The organism is Sphingobacterium prati, from assembly GCF_013167215.1.
Classification (GTDB): Bacteria; Bacteroidota; Bacteroidia; order Sphingobacteriales; family Sphingobacteriaceae; genus Sphingobacterium; species Sphingobacterium prati.
In genome coordinates this window covers 397,955-414,465 of record NZ_JABJWY010000035.1, presented here as the reverse complement: position 1 = coordinate 414,465, position 16,511 = coordinate 397,955, and the positions used below count along the sequence as shown (strand labels likewise).

17 protein-coding genes are annotated in these 16,511 nt (G+C 38.0%); 8 read left to right on the top strand and 9 right to left on the bottom strand.

Features of this window, described 5'->3' with window-relative positions; genetic code table 11:
* Window positions 1–17: 17 nt before the first annotated feature.
* From HPC41_RS17620 to HPC41_RS17610, 3 genes are all read right to left on the bottom strand, one after another.
* Complete coding sequence (locus HPC41_RS17620) at window positions 18–1,466, bottom strand: arylsulfatase (RefSeq protein WP_172395318.1); 1,449 nt, start codon at window positions 1,464–1,466, stop codon at window positions 18–20.
* Window positions 1,467–1,725: 259 nt separating this feature from the next.
* Window positions 1,726–2,121 (bottom strand): nuclear transport factor 2 family protein, encoded by a 396-nt coding sequence (locus HPC41_RS17615; protein WP_172395317.1) that lies wholly within the window; start codon window positions 2,119–2,121, stop codon window positions 1,726–1,728.
* Window position 2,122: 1 nt separating this feature from the next.
* Window positions 2,123–2,491, bottom strand: a complete 369-nt coding sequence (locus HPC41_RS17610; protein WP_172395316.1) for a hypothetical protein — start codon at window positions 2,489–2,491, stop codon at window positions 2,123–2,125.
* A gap of 129 nt (window positions 2,492–2,620) precedes the next feature.
* On the opposite strand from HPC41_RS17610, the gene HPC41_RS17605 reads away from it, so the two are divergent.
* On the top strand, window positions 2,621–3,628 hold the full coding sequence (locus HPC41_RS17605) for an AraC family transcriptional regulator (RefSeq protein WP_172395315.1): 1,008 nt from the start codon (window positions 2,621–2,623) through the stop codon (window positions 3,626–3,628).
* A 548-nt stretch (window positions 3,629–4,176) separates the two neighbouring features.
* Complete coding sequence (locus tag HPC41_RS17600; RefSeq protein ID WP_246250829.1) at window positions 4,177–5,280, top strand: 3-oxoacyl-ACP synthase III family protein; 1,104 nt, start codon at window positions 4,177–4,179, stop codon at window positions 5,278–5,280.
* A gap of 192 nt (window positions 5,281–5,472) precedes the next feature.
* Here HPC41_RS17600 and HPC41_RS25610 read toward each other — a convergent pair whose 3' ends face one another.
* Window positions 5,473–5,595, bottom strand: a complete 123-nt coding sequence (locus HPC41_RS25610) for a hypothetical protein (RefSeq protein ID WP_281358831.1) — start codon at window positions 5,593–5,595, stop codon at window positions 5,473–5,475.
* Between the two features lie 704 nt (window positions 5,596–6,299).
* Between HPC41_RS25610 and HPC41_RS17595 the strand changes: the two genes are divergently transcribed.
* Window positions 6,300–6,662 carry a hypothetical protein gene (locus HPC41_RS17595; protein ID WP_172395314.1) on the top strand — a complete coding sequence of 121 codons (363 nt, stop codon included), beginning with the start codon at window positions 6,300–6,302 and terminating at the stop codon, window positions 6,660–6,662.
* Window positions 6,663–6,677: 15 nt separating this feature from the next.
* On the opposite strand, the gene HPC41_RS17590 is transcribed toward HPC41_RS17595, so the two are convergent.
* On the bottom strand, window positions 6,678–7,046 hold the full coding sequence (locus HPC41_RS17590) for a VOC family protein (RefSeq protein WP_172395313.1): 369 nt from the start codon (window positions 7,044–7,046) through the stop codon (window positions 6,678–6,680).
* A 228-nt stretch (window positions 7,047–7,274) separates the two neighbouring features.
* Here HPC41_RS17590 and HPC41_RS17585 point away from each other — a divergent pair, with 228 nt between their 5' ends.
* Window positions 7,275–8,546, top strand: coding sequence for a metallophosphoesterase (locus HPC41_RS17585; RefSeq protein WP_216660812.1), 1,272 nt, complete (start codon window positions 7,275–7,277; stop codon window positions 8,544–8,546).
* A gap of 97 nt (window positions 8,547–8,643) precedes the next feature.
* Here HPC41_RS17585 and HPC41_RS17580 read toward each other — a convergent pair whose 3' ends face one another.
* Both HPC41_RS17580 and arr read right to left on the bottom strand, forming a co-directional pair.
* Window positions 8,644–9,699: an NAD(P)-dependent alcohol dehydrogenase gene (locus tag HPC41_RS17580; protein WP_172395311.1), complete on the bottom strand. Its 1,056-nt coding sequence runs from the start codon at window positions 9,697–9,699 to the stop codon at window positions 8,644–8,646.
* Window positions 9,700–10,055: 356 nt separating this feature from the next.
* Window positions 10,056–10,469 (bottom strand): NAD(+)--rifampin ADP-ribosyltransferase, encoded by a 414-nt coding sequence (gene arr / locus HPC41_RS25830; protein ID WP_420240184.1) that lies wholly within the window; start codon window positions 10,467–10,469, stop codon window positions 10,056–10,058.
* A gap of 511 nt (window positions 10,470–10,980) precedes the next feature.
* Between arr and HPC41_RS17570 the strand changes: the two genes are divergently transcribed.
* Both HPC41_RS17570 and HPC41_RS17565 read left to right on the top strand, forming a co-directional pair.
* Complete coding sequence (locus HPC41_RS17570; protein WP_172395309.1) at window positions 10,981–11,553, top strand: dihydrofolate reductase family protein; 573 nt, start codon at window positions 10,981–10,983, stop codon at window positions 11,551–11,553.
* Between the two features lie 73 nt (window positions 11,554–11,626).
* Entirely contained in the window at window positions 11,627–12,193 is a 567-nt protein-coding gene (locus HPC41_RS17565; RefSeq protein ID WP_172395308.1) for a YceI family protein, read from the top strand.
* Window positions 12,194–12,244: 51 nt separating this feature from the next.
* Here the strand turns inward: HPC41_RS17565 and HPC41_RS17560 are convergent, their stop codons facing one another.
* Window positions 12,245–12,991: a DeoR/GlpR family DNA-binding transcription regulator gene (locus HPC41_RS17560; RefSeq protein ID WP_120257019.1), complete on the bottom strand. Its 747-nt coding sequence runs from the start codon at window positions 12,989–12,991 to the stop codon at window positions 12,245–12,247.
* A 110-nt stretch (window positions 12,992–13,101) separates the two neighbouring features.
* Here HPC41_RS17560 and HPC41_RS17555 point away from each other — a divergent pair, with 110 nt between their 5' ends.
* Complete coding sequence (locus tag HPC41_RS17555) at window positions 13,102–13,653, top strand: 5' nucleotidase, NT5C type (RefSeq protein WP_172395307.1); 552 nt, start codon at window positions 13,102–13,104, stop codon at window positions 13,651–13,653.
* 56 nt (window positions 13,654–13,709) lie between these two features.
* On the opposite strand, the gene HPC41_RS17550 is transcribed toward HPC41_RS17555, so the two are convergent.
* Window positions 13,710–14,909 (bottom strand): MFS transporter, encoded by a 1,200-nt coding sequence (locus tag HPC41_RS17550; RefSeq protein ID WP_172395306.1) that lies wholly within the window; start codon window positions 14,907–14,909, stop codon window positions 13,710–13,712.
* A gap of 707 nt (window positions 14,910–15,616) precedes the next feature.
* Here HPC41_RS17550 and HPC41_RS17545 point away from each other — a divergent pair.
* A complete protein-coding gene (locus HPC41_RS17545) occupies window positions 15,617–16,501 on the top strand; it encodes an AadS family aminoglycoside 6-adenylyltransferase (RefSeq protein ID WP_172395305.1) in 885 nt (294 codons plus the stop codon).
* Window positions 16,502–16,511 lie beyond the last annotated feature (10 nt).

Genomic DNA, 16,511 nt, shown 5'->3' with positions numbered 1-16,511 from the left:
TGTAAATGACTTATTTTTTATTTAGTATTAGCCGTCAACGGAAAGATAGCACTCTCTACATGCGCTTTCTCAATCAAGCGTTGCAATTGCTGTACTTTTTTCGGATTGCTGTTCGCTACATTGTTCTGTTCTTTTGGATCTTGCCTGAGATTGTACAGTTCCTTAGCCGGAGTACCAGTAGTTACTTTCTGCAAAATGAGTTTCCAGTCGCCTTTTCGTAAGGCCTGACGTCCACCATCTTCATGGAATTCCCAATAGAGATAATCATGTTGTTTTTGTTGTTTGTTGCGCCCCAATAAAGTAGGGACAAAAGAAATCCCATCTGTATATTTGGGTTTATCTGCCTCAGCGAGTTCGACCATCGTTGGCATAATATCCCAAAAAGCTCCCAGATAGTTTGATGTCTTTCCCTCCGCTATTTTCCCCGGCCAGTAGGCGATGAACGGTGTCCTGATACCCCCTTCATACAAATCGCGCTTATTTCCACGCAAACCTCCAGAACTATTGAAAAAATTAGGATCTGCTCCTCCTTCTTTATGCGAGCCGTTGTCACTTGTAAATATGATGACTGTATTGTCAATCAACTGGTTTTGACGTAGTTTTTCTACAATTTGACCAACATAAGCATCCATGCGACTTACCATACTTGCATACATTGCATGCGGTTTCTCTACACTAGCATAACCTGGAACAGTTGCCTTTGGGCCGTAATCATTTCCTTTATGTGGTTTTTCATCAAATGAATTGGCATACTGCTGATAATACCCATCTTCTGGGCCAGAAAGTTCGGCATGGGGCAGCACGGTAGGTACGAAGAGGAAGAAAGGTTTGTCTTTATTCGCATCAATAAAGGCGAGGGTTCTCTCTTGGATCAAAGCCGGTGCATACTGGCCTTTTGCCAATAATCCATTACCTTCAAGCTCAATACGTTCTTTATTATGCCAAAGGTGGGTAGGATAGTAACGGTGGGATTGACGTTGGCAATTGTAACCATAAAACTCATCAAATCCTTTCTGATCCGGAGCCCCAGTGGTATTCACCATTCCTAAGCCCCATTTTCCGAAAGCCCCAGTCGCATAACCCGCTTTTTGCAATAACATCGCAATAGTCTGCACCGAATCTGCCAGCGGTTGCTGCCCCTCGGGTTCGATTTCCTTATTCCCCCTAACGTAAGTATGGCCAGTATGCTGTCCCGTCATTAGGGCAGATCGTGAAGGAGCGCAGACAGAGGTACCTGCATAAAAGTTATTGAACTTCATCCCCCTACGAGCCAATGAATCTATATGTTTAGTCTCAATTTTTTGTTGACCATAGACACCAAGATCCCCATAACCAAGATCATCTGCCATAATAAAAACAATATTGGGTCTTCTATCTTTATTCTGCGCATATGTGAATCCCGTGATAACCAATAAGAAGACTGCTATTGCTGTCTTCTTAAAATCGAATAATTTTAATAAGTTCATGTGTATCTAAGTTAAGTAAACGAATAGAATTTGTACACAAGAAATCGCTAATTTAGCTGAGAATATTTTGTCAAATCTCAGCTAAACTTTGAAAATATTTATTCCGTTACGCTAAAAGCAACGATATTGTCCTAAATACAGTATCAGGATATTACCGACACATTGATAAATAACTCATCGACTCTAACTTCATATTATTGTTCCAAAATCATAATTAATACGGTTATAAAAATAGTTAGAGACCAAGTTGATCTCAATTTTATTGCAGCGCTTCTGAAACAGCATAACTATCTTCTAACAAGGTGTATTCAACGATTTTGTGATTGTGTATCTTCATGTGAATAAAAAAAATGGAGTCGACCAACTTTCCCGTTTCCAACATCTTGGAGGTGAAATTTCCTTTTATAATAACCTGATCTCCATTGGTCAATATCGTTTGTATTTCGGCAGTCACGGGTTCTACAGCTGACCACAGCAATTTGAAAAGTTGTCTCACCTCCGGTTTTGAACGTCTCCTTCCCAACCATTTTATCTTGGATGTATTTCCAGGAATTTCAAGATCGAATTCGTCTGCAAAAAGATCTACTAGATTGTTTAACTCTCTTCGCTGCAAATACCCTAAGAAATTAGCGATAAATATGTTTATATCTTGCATCTCAAATCCTGTTTAAGTTTTTACTTTGTAAATAAGCCATCATCCCAACCCATCCGGCAACGGCCAGGATCATGAAAGATCCTATTGTACTGATGGTAGAAAACAAGATGATAATCGCAATAGCACTAGCAATTACCCAAATGATATCCAGTGTGATGATAAACTTGGTCCAGCCTATCGGGATATTTCCCTTCATAGCCGTGGCAAAAACAAATAGTGAAAACACGATAAGGAAAATACCCACCATGATAAACGGGGTATTATCCCCTATTTCAAATAACTGTGTAAATACAGATGGCAGAGTGGCCAATAAAACTCCTGTCATTCCTGAGCTGACCGCATTAGTCAGCAGTACATTTTTTAGTGTCATAGTTTCTCTTTTTTTGTTATTTCAAAAGTACTGCAGTATTCATAGCGTTGAGTTACCTATAGACGACAAGGTATTGACATTATACGACAAACTGATACAGGTTATAAAACATATCAGTACATTTACAACATGAATTACAAACAGATCATGTTGCAAGCCTTAATTGCTTTTTGTGAGGATCGAGGTTTGGATAGCACTAAAATTGTCGCATTATCGGGCTTTTCAATTGCTCAGTTAATGAATAGTCGCAAATTTGCGATTACTGATCAGCAGATCGAAAACCTATGGAAGAATATTGTCGAACTTTCCAAAGATAAACTGATAGGCCTACATTTTGGAGCAACCATGCAGTTGGCAGCCCTAAACACTGTAGGACAGATCATTCAGACAAGCAGCACCGTGAGAGATGCACTGCTTCAAGTACGATCGCTCATGCATTTCGTCACGGATCTTTATTCAATGGAAATAGACTTAAGTCAGAAAACATGTGGAATCACATACCATAAAAATGAAGGTTTTGATCATTTACCTACTACCCAAATGCAAATCGGAGACTTCTTAATCGCGCTCACAATCTATGAATTAAAAGGGCTACTTCTTAAAAATCTGAAACCTTCCATGGTAGGCCTACCTAATTTCGATAGAGAACACCATTTGGCTTATGAAACAATCTTACAATGTCCGGCCAGAAAATCAGCTCATTATATCGTTGAATTTCCAAAGGAATACCTGGATTTTCAAATTATTACCGCCAATTACGAGATACAGACTTTGCTAATCAACCAAATAAACCAATTACAAAATCCAAAGGAGTTGTCCGGATCTCTTTCCAAAAGAATATTTAACTATCTTATTACCAACTCCTACCTCTATTCCCTCTCAATAGAGGCTGTAGCAGGAAACTTCAATGTAAGTGTAAGGACTTTACAACGTAAGCTCAAAGATGAAGGTGCGTCATATTTACAAATTGTTGAAGAGGTTCGCAAGTCACTAGCCATACATTATATGCGGAACAGCACTTCCTCTGTAAAAGAAATATCAACCATTTTGGGTTATGCGGAACCGAGTGCTTTCGTTCGCGCCTTTAAAAAATGGACTAGAAAAACACCTACTGACTATAGAACATCTTGTCACTAAGCCATTCGCATCTTGTAAGTAAATGCTCTTCAATAACCTGCTACGAAATTGTAAATTGATGTACGATTCACCTGTCTGCTCACTACATTGACATTTCCAAGTCCAACAAACTATTGCTTACCGTGTTCTTCTTTTTTCGTTGTCACAAATATCAAACTGGGATAGTGTAGTCATTTTGCGCATTCAAAAAAAGCTTATATCTAACTTATTTTACAATTATACAATGCAGCAGCTAGTATTTAGGTGGACATGAAACCATCACTATTCAATTCCGTTATTCTTAATTTAAATGGAGTAAGCATTTTTTCTAAGTACAAACATTTTCAGTGTGTATTTGTTCGCTCATTATAAATTTGATATCTATTTTAGGCAGATAGTTTGAAAAAAAAATATAGTTTAAAAGCGAGGACAATTTTCCTTTTTATTTAGCTTGTATTGGATATTATAATTTTTTTTAGTAAATTAAATAAAGGAAGGCTCAGTAAAAAAAGTGTGCATCGAAGCCATATATCACTGGGCATAGAAAAGCAACCGCTACGTTTTCCACGATGAATAATATAAATGATAACACGAAAATTGAGAACGGAAGGACATTTATGAATATGAAAATTATTGGGTCAGGCAGCTATCTTCCGGACAATGTAATAAACAACTCGCATTTTGAAGATCGTATTTTTTTGGATGAAACTGGTGAACCGATTAAATATCCAGAATCCATTATAGGTAAGTTTAAAGATATTACTGGAATTGCGGAACGCCGTTACGCAAGTAAGAATCAAGTGGCGTCTGATCTAGCTTTTATCGCAGCAGAGCGAGCAATCTCAAATGCTGAAGTGGATAAGGAAACGCTTGACTATATCATAGTTGCACATAACTATGGCGATGTGCAGTACGGAACAACTCAATCGGATACCGTACCAAGTTTAGCCACACGTGTGAAGAAAAAATTAGGAATAAGAAATCCAAGTTGTATCGCTTATGACCTTCTATTCGGCTGCCCAGGATGGAACGAAGGGATGATACAAGCAAATTCATTTATTAAATCGGGAATGGCAAAACGCTGTATGGTCATCGGCACCGAGACACTCTCGCGTGTCGTGGATCCATACGATCGTGATTCTATGATATATGCTGATGGCGCTGGTGCAGTTATTGTCGAGGGAACTACTGGCGAAGCAGGATTGCTGTCTTTTGAAAGTGCAACTTATGCATATGATGAGGCTGATTATCTTTATTTCGGAAGTTCCTTTAACAGCCAGCACCAAGAAGGTACGCGTTACATTAAGATGAAGGGACGAAAAATATATGAATTCGCATTAAATAAAGTGCCATTAGCAATGCAAGTTTGCGTGGAGAAAGCGAATTTAGATGTTACTTCAATCAAAAAAATATTAATTCATCAGGCTAATGAGAAAATGGATGAGGCTATAATTTCACGATTTTATGGCTTATATCATATGCAAGCACCTAAAGGCATCATGCCCATGTCAATCCATAAATTTGGGAATAGTAGTGTGGCAACAATTCCAACCCTATATGATTTAATCATACAAGGAAAGATTGAAGATCATTCACTTGAAAAAGGCGATATAATTTTGTTTGCCTCAGTAGGTGCTGGGATGAATATTAATGCGTTTACTTATAAATTTTGACGGCCTATGGATCCTTTACACTCTCCGCTGATTAACCACTGGTTTTCAACCTGTTAATGAAGTAAATATAACGAACGAAATATATAATATTAAAAAAGCGAGCAAAAGCATGGTCTAATACTCCATCCTTTATACTCGCTCCAAATTAATAATCTACCATTATTTTAAGCTAAACAATCTTCTAAAAATTGCTTATTTCTTTTTCTTTCGGAAGATATTATCTGTTAAATCTTTGGAAACTGAGTCCTTCTCTTTCTGATAAGAGGACTGCGTTTTCTCCTTTGTGCTTTTTTCCTTTTTTTGATCTTTACTCATGATCTATAAACTTTATATTGTGATGGATACCCAATAAGCATTAATATATTAAAGTTATGGGTGTTACTTTATTGCGGTTGGTTCTAAACAAAAAATTTCGAAATTGTGTAATTGAGGAAATTTAAAGATAAAACAAGAAGTTTTTATCATATTGGGTTTACCGAATGGGTTATGTAAGTAGTAAACCTTCTTCTTAAAGATACAAATAATAATTGACATTAAACCATTTACAAGAAACAATTGATAAATAGCATATGTCGACTTCATTCTCACCCAAGAAACAATCCTACTATATGGTACGATCAAGTTGTGGTATAATTTCTTAACATAAAATTACTTGCCTTAGGGCAAGTAGCGTAACAAAAATTTCATTTAGTTTTATACCACAAATCCACTTTTCTATGCACATCTTTTTTTCAGTGTTCACGTTGTCATGCATCATTTTATTTGGGCTGGCCTCCCCTAATAAAATGGTAATCATTCCTATTATAGTATGGACATTGGCGCTCTCCGCAGTTTCATCGCTAAACGTTTTCCTAGCATTTCCGCCCTCTTTTATACTTATTTTGGTAAGTATTCTCTTACTCAGTATAAGCTACTACAGATTATCAAAAAATGCCAATTCAAACGTTTACTACCTATTAGGTATTCATATCTTTAGAATCCCTATTGAGTTCACTATTTTCCAACTTTTTAAACATAATATGCTTCCCATCGAAATGACTTTTCTTGGATGGAATTACGATCTTTTTTTCGGTATCACTGCCATTTTATTTTTAGTATTCAGTAGTTTAAATCCAAAAACACTGAAATCTGTGCTTTTCAAAGCCTGGAATATTCTGGGAATCTGTTCGTTGTTGAAGGTCGTCGTTATTGGCATATTATCGTCGCCATTACCTTTACAGGCAATGGCTTTTGATCAACCTAATATCGCTGTTTTGCAATTTCCATATGTCTTTCTTCCGACCATCATTGTGCTCATCGTTATTTTATCTCACTTTCATCTTTTGGGATACGCAAATACCATTGAAAATCAACAAAATACATACAATCGAAAAATAAAATAACGTTCAACTAAGTTATTATGGAGTTTCTTGTAAATTGAACACTGTACCTGCAGGATCCGTAATCCAATGCATATTTTCGGGTAGTTCCTCGATTTCGTCACAAGTTTCCACCCCATTTGACAATAGATAATCGGTCGCTTCAGCTATATTAGGAACAGTAAGCTGCAACCAAGTTTCGGAATGGGTATAATTGTCAACACAATCTAGCCAGATAATATTATTTCCAAATTTCACCTCATGGGTGCTAGAGACAGTTGGATTATCGATAGGCTTCTCCTCGACTTGCAATTTCAGGATATCTCTGTAAAACGCTACTGTCTTTTCGTATTTACTTTTAGGAATCTTTATAGCGATATTAATCCCTGCTTCAAATTTTGTACTCATTTTTTTGTTTTTGATTAAAGACAAAATAGTAAAATAATTAGTCGAAGTGCTTGTCCTATGACAAGATCTAATCCAAAGTACCTCTAATTATAACCTAAGTTTTAGTATTCTATTCGAATATTTTGTTATCGCTCAAAACAAATGACACGAAGATTTAACATAAAAATAGTACTTTAGGTATATCAATCTGTTTTCGGGTTTATTCCCAATTATGAGGCAAATTTTTATATGATTCCACAGTTATACGCTTACCTAAAAATTATCACTATATTGCTTCTCCTAGATATTTTAATATACTTAAGGCTACGCCGGCTGACTGTAAGGAGATCACATTTATTATTTGGTGACATCATCTGGTGGATACTGAATATCGCCGCATATGCAAGTATATTTTTGAATTTATTTTTTGAATGGAGCAATTTTTTTACCGCTTTATTCACGTTCTTTCCTATTTCCTTATTACTGGGAAAAATGCTCCTGCTTTTCTTTATTGGTGCGGATGTACTATCACTGATTTTTAAAAATATTAGCAAACACTTAACAAAAAAAAGGACAGTAGCAGATCCACATCCCAACAATAAGCCTATAGGGAGATCCGATTTTATTCTCAAAAGTGGAATTCTTCTGAGCAGTATTCCCTTAGTCGCATTGACCCGCGGATTTATGTTTAATCTCTATGACTACGAGATCAAACATATTGATTTAATTTTATCAAACCTTCCAAAATCTTTCGAAGGCATTACCATCGCTCAAATCTCGGACATACATGCTGGTAGTCTCTATGATTCTAATGCGGTAAAAAAAGGTGTTTACCTTTTACTTTCTCAAAAACCTGATATGATCTTTTTTACCGGTGATTTGGTAAATGACTTCGCTGAGGAGATGGATGACTATCTATCCATATTTGATAAATTAAAGGCTCCATTGGGCGTTTTTTCTATTTTGGGAAACCATGATTATGGGGACTATCATTTTAATAGATTTCATTTTAATCGTGAGCCTAAATTGACGAAAGAGCAAAACTTGGCCAATGTAAAAGATATCCATCGTAAACTTGGTTGGCATCTTCTACTAAACGAATCTAAGGATATTAGCATAAATAACGAAAAAATCACGATCATTGGTGTGGAGAATTGGGGTGTAAACAACTCGCACAACTATGGAGATCTTGACCTAGCTATGTCTAAAGTAGCCCCCTCTTCACCTATCAACTTATTGCTTTCACATGATCCTTCTCATTGGAGAGCTGAAATATTACCAAAATATCCAATGATCGATGTTACCTTCAGCGGACACACACATGGTGGACAATTTGGTTATAGCAATCCCGATCATCAATGGAGTCCAATTAAATATACATATCCTGAATGGGCCGGACTGTATCAGGAGAAACATCAATCACTTTATGTGAACGTTGGTTTTGGTTACCTAGATTATCCAAGCAGAGTGGGGATAATGCCTGAGATTACGATATTCCACTTAAAAAATAAGGTGTCATGAACAAGGTATCATGCTATAATTCATGAATTATAGCATGATACCTCAAAATTAAATGCAGATCAATGATAACTTTCGATCGATATAAAGATCGCGGTCATTATTTATCCAGTGATGCCATATCGATAACAAACCGGTATTTTACATCGCTGTCCAATACGCGTTGGTAAGCCTCATTTACATAATCGATGTCAATCAATTCTGTTTCCGGAAGAATATTATGTTTTGCACAAAAATCAAGCATGTCTTGTGTTTCCTGTATTCCACCAATACTGGATGCAGTTAAAATTTTATTTCCCCCCATAATAGAGCGTCCATTGATTTCCATTGGTGCTGCTGGGATACCGACACAGATATATACACCTTTGGTCTTTAACAGTCCTAGATAGAGATTGTAATCATGCGGTGCAGAAACCGTATCAATTATAAAGTCAAAATAAGTAGAAAACTCCTTCAGCTCCGAAGATTCATGCGTATTTAAAAATTTATGGGCACCTAAGAGCGCCGCATCTGCTTTTTTTCGGGGCGAATGGCTAATCATCGTCACCTCTGCTCCCATGGCAACAGCGATTTTCACAGCCATGTGACCTAAACCGCCTAAGCCCAAAACACCAACTTTATGTCCCTTGCTGATATTCCATCTTTTCAATGGTGAGTATGTGGTAATCCCCGCACAAAGTAAAGGGGCCACCTTCTTGATATCAAGCGACTCAGGCACATGCAAAACAAAATTCGCATCGGCGACAATATTGTTGCTGTAGCCCCCATATGTACAGGAGTGATCGTGCATCACATCCGTACTGTTGTACGTCCACACCGTTTTCTTCTCCGAACAAAACTGTTGCTGATCCGATTTACAATTGTCGCATTCACCACAGGATGCAACCATACAACCTATACCAGCGAGATCACCTTTTTTAAACTTGGTCACCGCGCTGCCTACCGCACTGATGCGGCCAACGATCTCATGCCCCGGAACAATCGGATATTGCGTCCCACCCCATTCGTCGTGGACCTGATGAATATCAGAATGACAGATACCGCTATACAAGATATCGATTAACACATCATTTGAACCAAGTTCTCTTCTTTCAAATTCCCAATATTCAAGCGGAGAATTATTGTCTTTCGCCGCGTAACCTTTTGATTTAATCATTCTTTTGTACTTTTATAAAACACCAATCGGATCTAAATCACCTATTCCAATAGATAAGATCCTTTCACTACGATGTGCGAAGTTAATGTGAGACCATCCCAAATAAAGAATCTTTCAAACATTATTGACATTGAACAAACAATGAAAACACAAAAAATGTTCTCGGGTCAGCAGTATTGAATAGTCAATTTGATTCCCTTCAAATTTTAATCCGTTTCAAAATCAACCTTCTAATCCTAATGACTTTCATGAGCTTTCTTTATGGGTCCAGGTAAGCTTTTCTCCGTCCATTCGCTGTTTGCTCGTCCACAAAAATTTATTTAAGTTAGATCGGTCGCCCATTAAATACTACAGATTTAGTTAATTATTTCACCGTTCCCTGTGATCAGCCGCTCACGAAATCTTTGAAGATCTTCCGGGCTCGGTCTGTCCCAGTCTTTTACTTCACCAACAATTTTCAAAGCAGCTGTGGATCGGTATGAGCGCGTCGGATTACCCGGGAATTTTTTATCTGTTAGATTCGGATCATTTTCAAAGATGCCCATCGGTCCAATAATATAGACACGTTCGCGGCCTTCTCCTTTTGCCAAAGCAGCAGCGAGTCCGGCACCGTTAACTAAACCAGTAAAATAAATATGATTCATGGTCAGTTCAGGCTGATAATTCGAATTCCCGCCAGCAGTCAATAGATCGCCTACTTTTAGGTCAGCTTTGGTGCCATGGTAAAAAGGCCCGGTATCCGATGGTTTTTCGTTCAGGGTTGCAGCCAACTCAGCATATCCAACTGACTTTTCGCTATCTCCCAGATCTTCGTAGCATTTGGCAAGCTTCAGATACAGGTTTGGTAGCGCACTCTTAACTGTATCGTCATTTAGTTTTAACGCATGTATCAAGGCCTTTTCGAGCCATGTTAATCTGTCTGAAGCAGTTTTTTGCTGCCGGGCTACATAATAAGCTGCAAGAAAGTGTTCGTGATGGTTCGTAGCTTCATTCCAGGCCTGCAGAAATAATTTAAGGGCTTCTTCTGGCTGTTTAGTTTCTTCCATGTTCATTCCCTGAAGACAAAGTTTAACAACATTGTTGAAAGGTGAAAATTCCATATATGCACTATTTTTGATTGCATCGCCGAATTTACCGTAGCACATGGAGACTTCAAATCCACATGTAGAGGTATCTTATGTATTAAAGTTACACATTCCACCCCTTATATTGTCGCGATTGCACCGCATTCGCATTTCTAAACTTCACTAAATTTGGATTAATAATCAAACACTTGAGACAATGAGAAAGATCAGAATTTTCGAACACATCTCGCTTGATGGCGTCATCGAACATGATGGAGATTACATTTACGGTGCATGGACAACAGCCTATAGAAGTCCCGCGGGAGCGGAAATGCTCTTTCAGACTTATGGACCTGACTTTGACCTTCTTTTGGGCCGTCAGACCTATGATATCTTTAGCAGCTTCTGGCCCAATGCAGGCAATTTTCCAATGGCCAATGCAATAAATGCTGCTACGAAACACGTCGCAACTCACCGTCCCGACAGTTTAATCTGGGGACCTGTAAAAAATTTAGGCACCCACATTGAAACTGCAATTCATACACTTAAATCAACAGACGGTCCCGATCTGATCGTTGTAGGAAGTTCCACACTGACCTCCCTTTTACTTGAACGAGGTCTCGTCGACGAGGTCGTGCTCATTACTTACCCGGTTCTGCTGGGGCATGGCAAACGCTTACTGTCAGACAAGGTAAATGCGCAAAAACTCGCTTTTATCGATTCAAAGGCAACCCCTACAGGTATTTTCATTAATAGATATCAATATATTGGATCACTAGAAAGACAATAGTTCACTAAGACAGATGTTATTTACATGAATATGTCTCGTTTCTTGTATATTTGATTTTAAACAAATCATTTCTATGAAAAGAACCTTATTATTCATGGCTATTATCTGTAGCTCCACCTTTGCCTTTGCGCAAAAAATTACGTACAAAGTCAATACACAAACGTCAACGATCAAATGGGGGGCAAAGAAAGTCGTCGGTGGTCATGTCGGTACCATAGCCTTGAAAGAGGGAACGATCCAAACTGATAAAGGTAAAATTACCGGAGGTGGATTTACCATTGATATGAATTCTATGGCTTGTACTGATGCGCCAAAACTAACTGGTCATCTTAAAAACGAAGATTTCTTTGATGTGTCTAAATATCCAACGGCAAAATTCGTTATCGCCAAAGTGGATAACAGCAAGGCTACTCCAATAATCACAGGTAATCTTACAATCAAAAACAAAACGAAAGCCATATCTTTTCCAGCAAAAGTAACCAGCACCACCGATGGGCTTTCGGCTGAAGCATTGGGTGTGAAGGTAAATCGACTGGATTTTGATATCCAATATCGTTCAGCCAGCTTTTTCTCTGACCTCGGAAATCGGGCTATTGAGGACGAATTTACATTGGACATTCAGATCAAAGCCGCAAAATAGCTATGATAACAAACAATGATGTAGCAAAAAAACTGCGACATCATTGTTTGTCTAAAGCAGCTCAATCCCCTGAGCGATATATTTACGCATCTGAGGGCTCGTTGATTCATGTTCTGTCACAATGATATCAAGCTTTTTGGTTTTATCGATGATAAAGCTTGACTCAGTATCAAACTTATCGGAAGTACACAATCCAACGATGCGAACACTCTGTTTCATCATTGCCCGTTTCGTTTCAGCATCTTCCTGATAATTACAGGACAAATTTTCAGGAGTAATTGAACAAACGCCCAAAAAGTATAAATCAGCTTTAAAATTGGCAATGCTTTCCAACGTAGTATTGCCAAAAGTGGTAAAGGCGGACTTATAAAGTCGGCCTCCCAAAAATATGATATCGATCAAAGGATGGTCTTCGATCACACTCGCGACAGGAAAACTATTCGTAATGATAGTGACTTTAAGATCCTTTGGTAAAATTTTAGTCAACTCCAAGATAGATGTACCCCCATCGAAAAAAAGCACCTGATCATCTTTTATTAATGATAAAGCTTTTTGTGCAATAATCTTTTTCTGTTCCAACCCTGCTTTCTCGCGATCACGATAATGATATTTTTTTTGCACAATGCTGTGAGCTCCACCCCGTACTGCGCGAAGAAGATCCCGATCATTCAATTCCTTGATATCTCTCCGTATGGTATCTTCGGATACCGAAAGCTTTTTGCTCAAGGTTTGAAATGAAACCGAGCCCTCCCTATTGGTGATATCTAAAATGGTTTGCAGACGATCGTACTTTAGCATAGGAACAAATATATAGATTTACTAGAATAAAATGAATTGCAAAAATTTGCTATAATTGCAATATTTTGCAATTATATAATTACATTTGTGCAATAATAAAGATAAAACTTATGATAAAAAAGACAATTTCCATTGATATGGACGGTGTACTTGCAGACATCCAACGGCACTATCTTTCACATTATTTTGAAGAAACGGGTATACGGATAAATGAAAACGATATCGTAGGGCTGAAGGAAGCGGATTGTTTACCTGATCAGACGGCAGTCTTACGGTATTTGCATACACCAGGTTTTTTCCGCAGTATTCCTGTTGCACAAGATGCACAAGACGTGGTGAAGGAATTACAAAACTATTATGAGATTTTTGTCGTATCTGCCGCAATGGAATTTCCCAATAGTCTTTTAGAGAAACGGGAATGGTTACAAGAATATTTTCCATTTATCTCGTGGAAGAACATCGTATTCTGTGGGAATAAAGGTATTATCGACACCGATTTTCTTATTGACGATCATCTAAAGAATCTAGACAGTTTTTCTGGAAAAGGGCTTATGTTTAATACATTTCACAATGTCAATGAGCACCGATTTGAACGGTTGAAGAACTGGACTGATGCACATCGTTTTTTTGTTGCTGACCTGCAAAATAAAATGTTCAACTGAGTATTTATAGCTGGCCAATCACAAGAGGTAATTGCCCAGCTATAGTTTGCAAGAATTTATTTTCTAGCCTGGAATTTCCAATAAATCCAATAAGACACGGAAAGTGAAAGCATAAGAAAAGCAACGACGATAAGCGAGACTGAAATTCCATAAAATTGGGCAACTCCACCCAACAAGGCGGGGCCCAACAACTGTCCCGAGTGCCCCAATGTTGACATAACCGGAATACTTGCTGATGCCCCAACCCCTTTTAAATTTCCGGCATGACTAAATAAAATCGGAACAATATTAGCGGCACCAAAGCCCAATAGGATAAATCCGGCTAATGCACCCCAATAAGAAGGTGATAAAACAGCTACCAGCAAACCGAATACCGCTAAGAGTCCCCCTCCGACCACAACAACCCGATGATCTAACCGGACAACAAGTACATCGCCAAAAAGTCGCATTGTTGCCATGGCGATGGAAAAGGCAGCATACCCTATCCCCGCAATTTCAAGCGGTGCATTTTTTTCCTCATGCAAAAATACCGCACTCCAATCCAACATTGAACCTTCGGACAGATAAGCACAAAAACAGAGCATGCCCAGAAATAAAACATGCAAATTGAACCAACCAGCCCATTTGGACTGACCTGCGGCCATTTTCTTGTCATCATGATGACTATTAATGCGTATTTCATCATCATGCGCATACAACCTACGATACATGACGAACATAATTACAACGATCAGTAAGGAGATCAATAACATGGCATAGGTAGCCTGAAACCCTAACTTTATCAACAGCCCTAATCCGAGCGACCCCGTTAATCCTCCCACACTAAAGATACCGTGCAGACCGGATAAGATCGGCCGATCAAAGAGTTTCTGGATAAGGATTGAGTGCGCATTTGCGGAAACTTCTATTCCTCCCATACACATACCAAAAAAGAATAGTGTAATCCCCATTGTTATGATGGAATTAGCAATTAACAACATCGGCAGTATCAATGCGAGCGTGATACCCGAAAGAAAGATAATTTTTCTTGTTCCAAATTTATTCAGAAGGATGGTTGAAAATGGCATAATAAAAAGAGCTCCGCCGCCGATAAGAAGCATCAAAAGTCCCAATACACCATCATCTATTCCAAGCCGTTGCTTAACATAAGGAACGACAGGTGCCCAACTGGCGAGTCCCAACCCACACACAAAAAAGATAAACCTGACAGCATTTCTCGCTGTATCCGGACGAATGGGTAATGATTTAATTTCCATATAATTTGAGATAAACTAAAATAGTATAGCGATAGACTTGTCTAGGCTTAGTCGTACAAAACTATCAATAATAAATCAAAATAGAAGCATATTATTGCATAATATTGCAAAAAATGCAAATTAAAGCAATAAAACAACCAGTCCCATTAAATAATACTGTCATTAGTAATCGTTTACAATTTTTATTTCAAGGACTAATATCTTCATACATTTTTTGGCGCATTAATCTTCAATCTCTATTTTTGCTATAATTGTGATTTATACCTAAATTGCTATTAGAAAGTGAATTCTTTCCAACAAAAAGGCTTGCGTCATCCGGTATGGGCAAAACGTTTATTTTACCACATGAACTATAAAACGATAGGCTATTTTCTTTTATCAACACTAATTATAGGGTCACTCTATACAAATGGTTGGTTTAATATATCTTATACATTCCGACAGCTTATAGGGATTATATTCATCATAGCTTACTTTGCAGAAACGGTCTTCTTCATTCGTGCACCTATTTTGAGAGATAAACAAATAAAAAAACATCTCTTGATAAGATTAGGTATCTTAATACTAATTGGCCTTATTATCATTATTTCTCAATTTTTTCGTATATTTTTAATGTTCGCCGTTCCAACACCTTTGCGATGCCAACGGCCGTAAGTCGTGCTTCTTTAGAAATGAACGGGATTATTCTCCATAAATAAACTAAAAATATGCAAACTCGAGCAGAAAAATTACAGCAGATTATGGATTGGGCAAAAAACAATACGGATATTCGGGCAGTTCTCCTAACGAGCTCCTTAGTAAATCCACTGGCACCAGTTGATGAATTAAGTGATTTAGACATCGAACTTGTATTTGATGACAATACCACGTATGTCGCCGATAAGAATTGGCTAAATAACTTTGGCTCTCCTATAGCCATGATTGAAGAGGATGAAAGCTACTTTGATAGCAAACATGCCATGAAAATGGTTTTATATACAGATCACATAAAAGTTGATTTTAAGTTATATAGTAAGCCTAATTTTTTGGAAGAGGTACGCCAAAGCCCGTTATGTGAAGATTGGGATATTGGTTATCAAGTACTCCTTGACAAAGAGGGGATAACGGAAGCGATCCAAAAACCCTCCTATCGGGTGTCAATCATAAAAAAACCTACCGAGCAAAAATTCAGACAGCTACTCAATGACTTTTGGTGGGACTGCACCTATGTAGCCAAATGCCTCGTCAGAAAGGATATTTTTTATGCGAAATTTATGTCCGAGGACAATATACGTACCGATTATTTGGTACCATTAATTGAGTGGTATATCGCGAGCCAGCATGGCTGGAACATTACAACCAATAAACACGGGCGTTTATTTGAGAAATATTTGACCCAGCAGACCTGGGAGAAAGTAATCCAAACCTTTTCAGGCAGCGATATAAACGAAAACTGGACGGCATTATTTGCAATGGCAAACCTCGTCGCAGCCATCGGCAGGGAGCTTGCACGTAAGTTAACCTATGAATATCCCGCAAAACTTGAAGCGGATGTCAGAATATATCTCAATGCTCTAAAGACAAAAGAAATATCTTGCAGCTCATCAATATAGCGATAGTGGT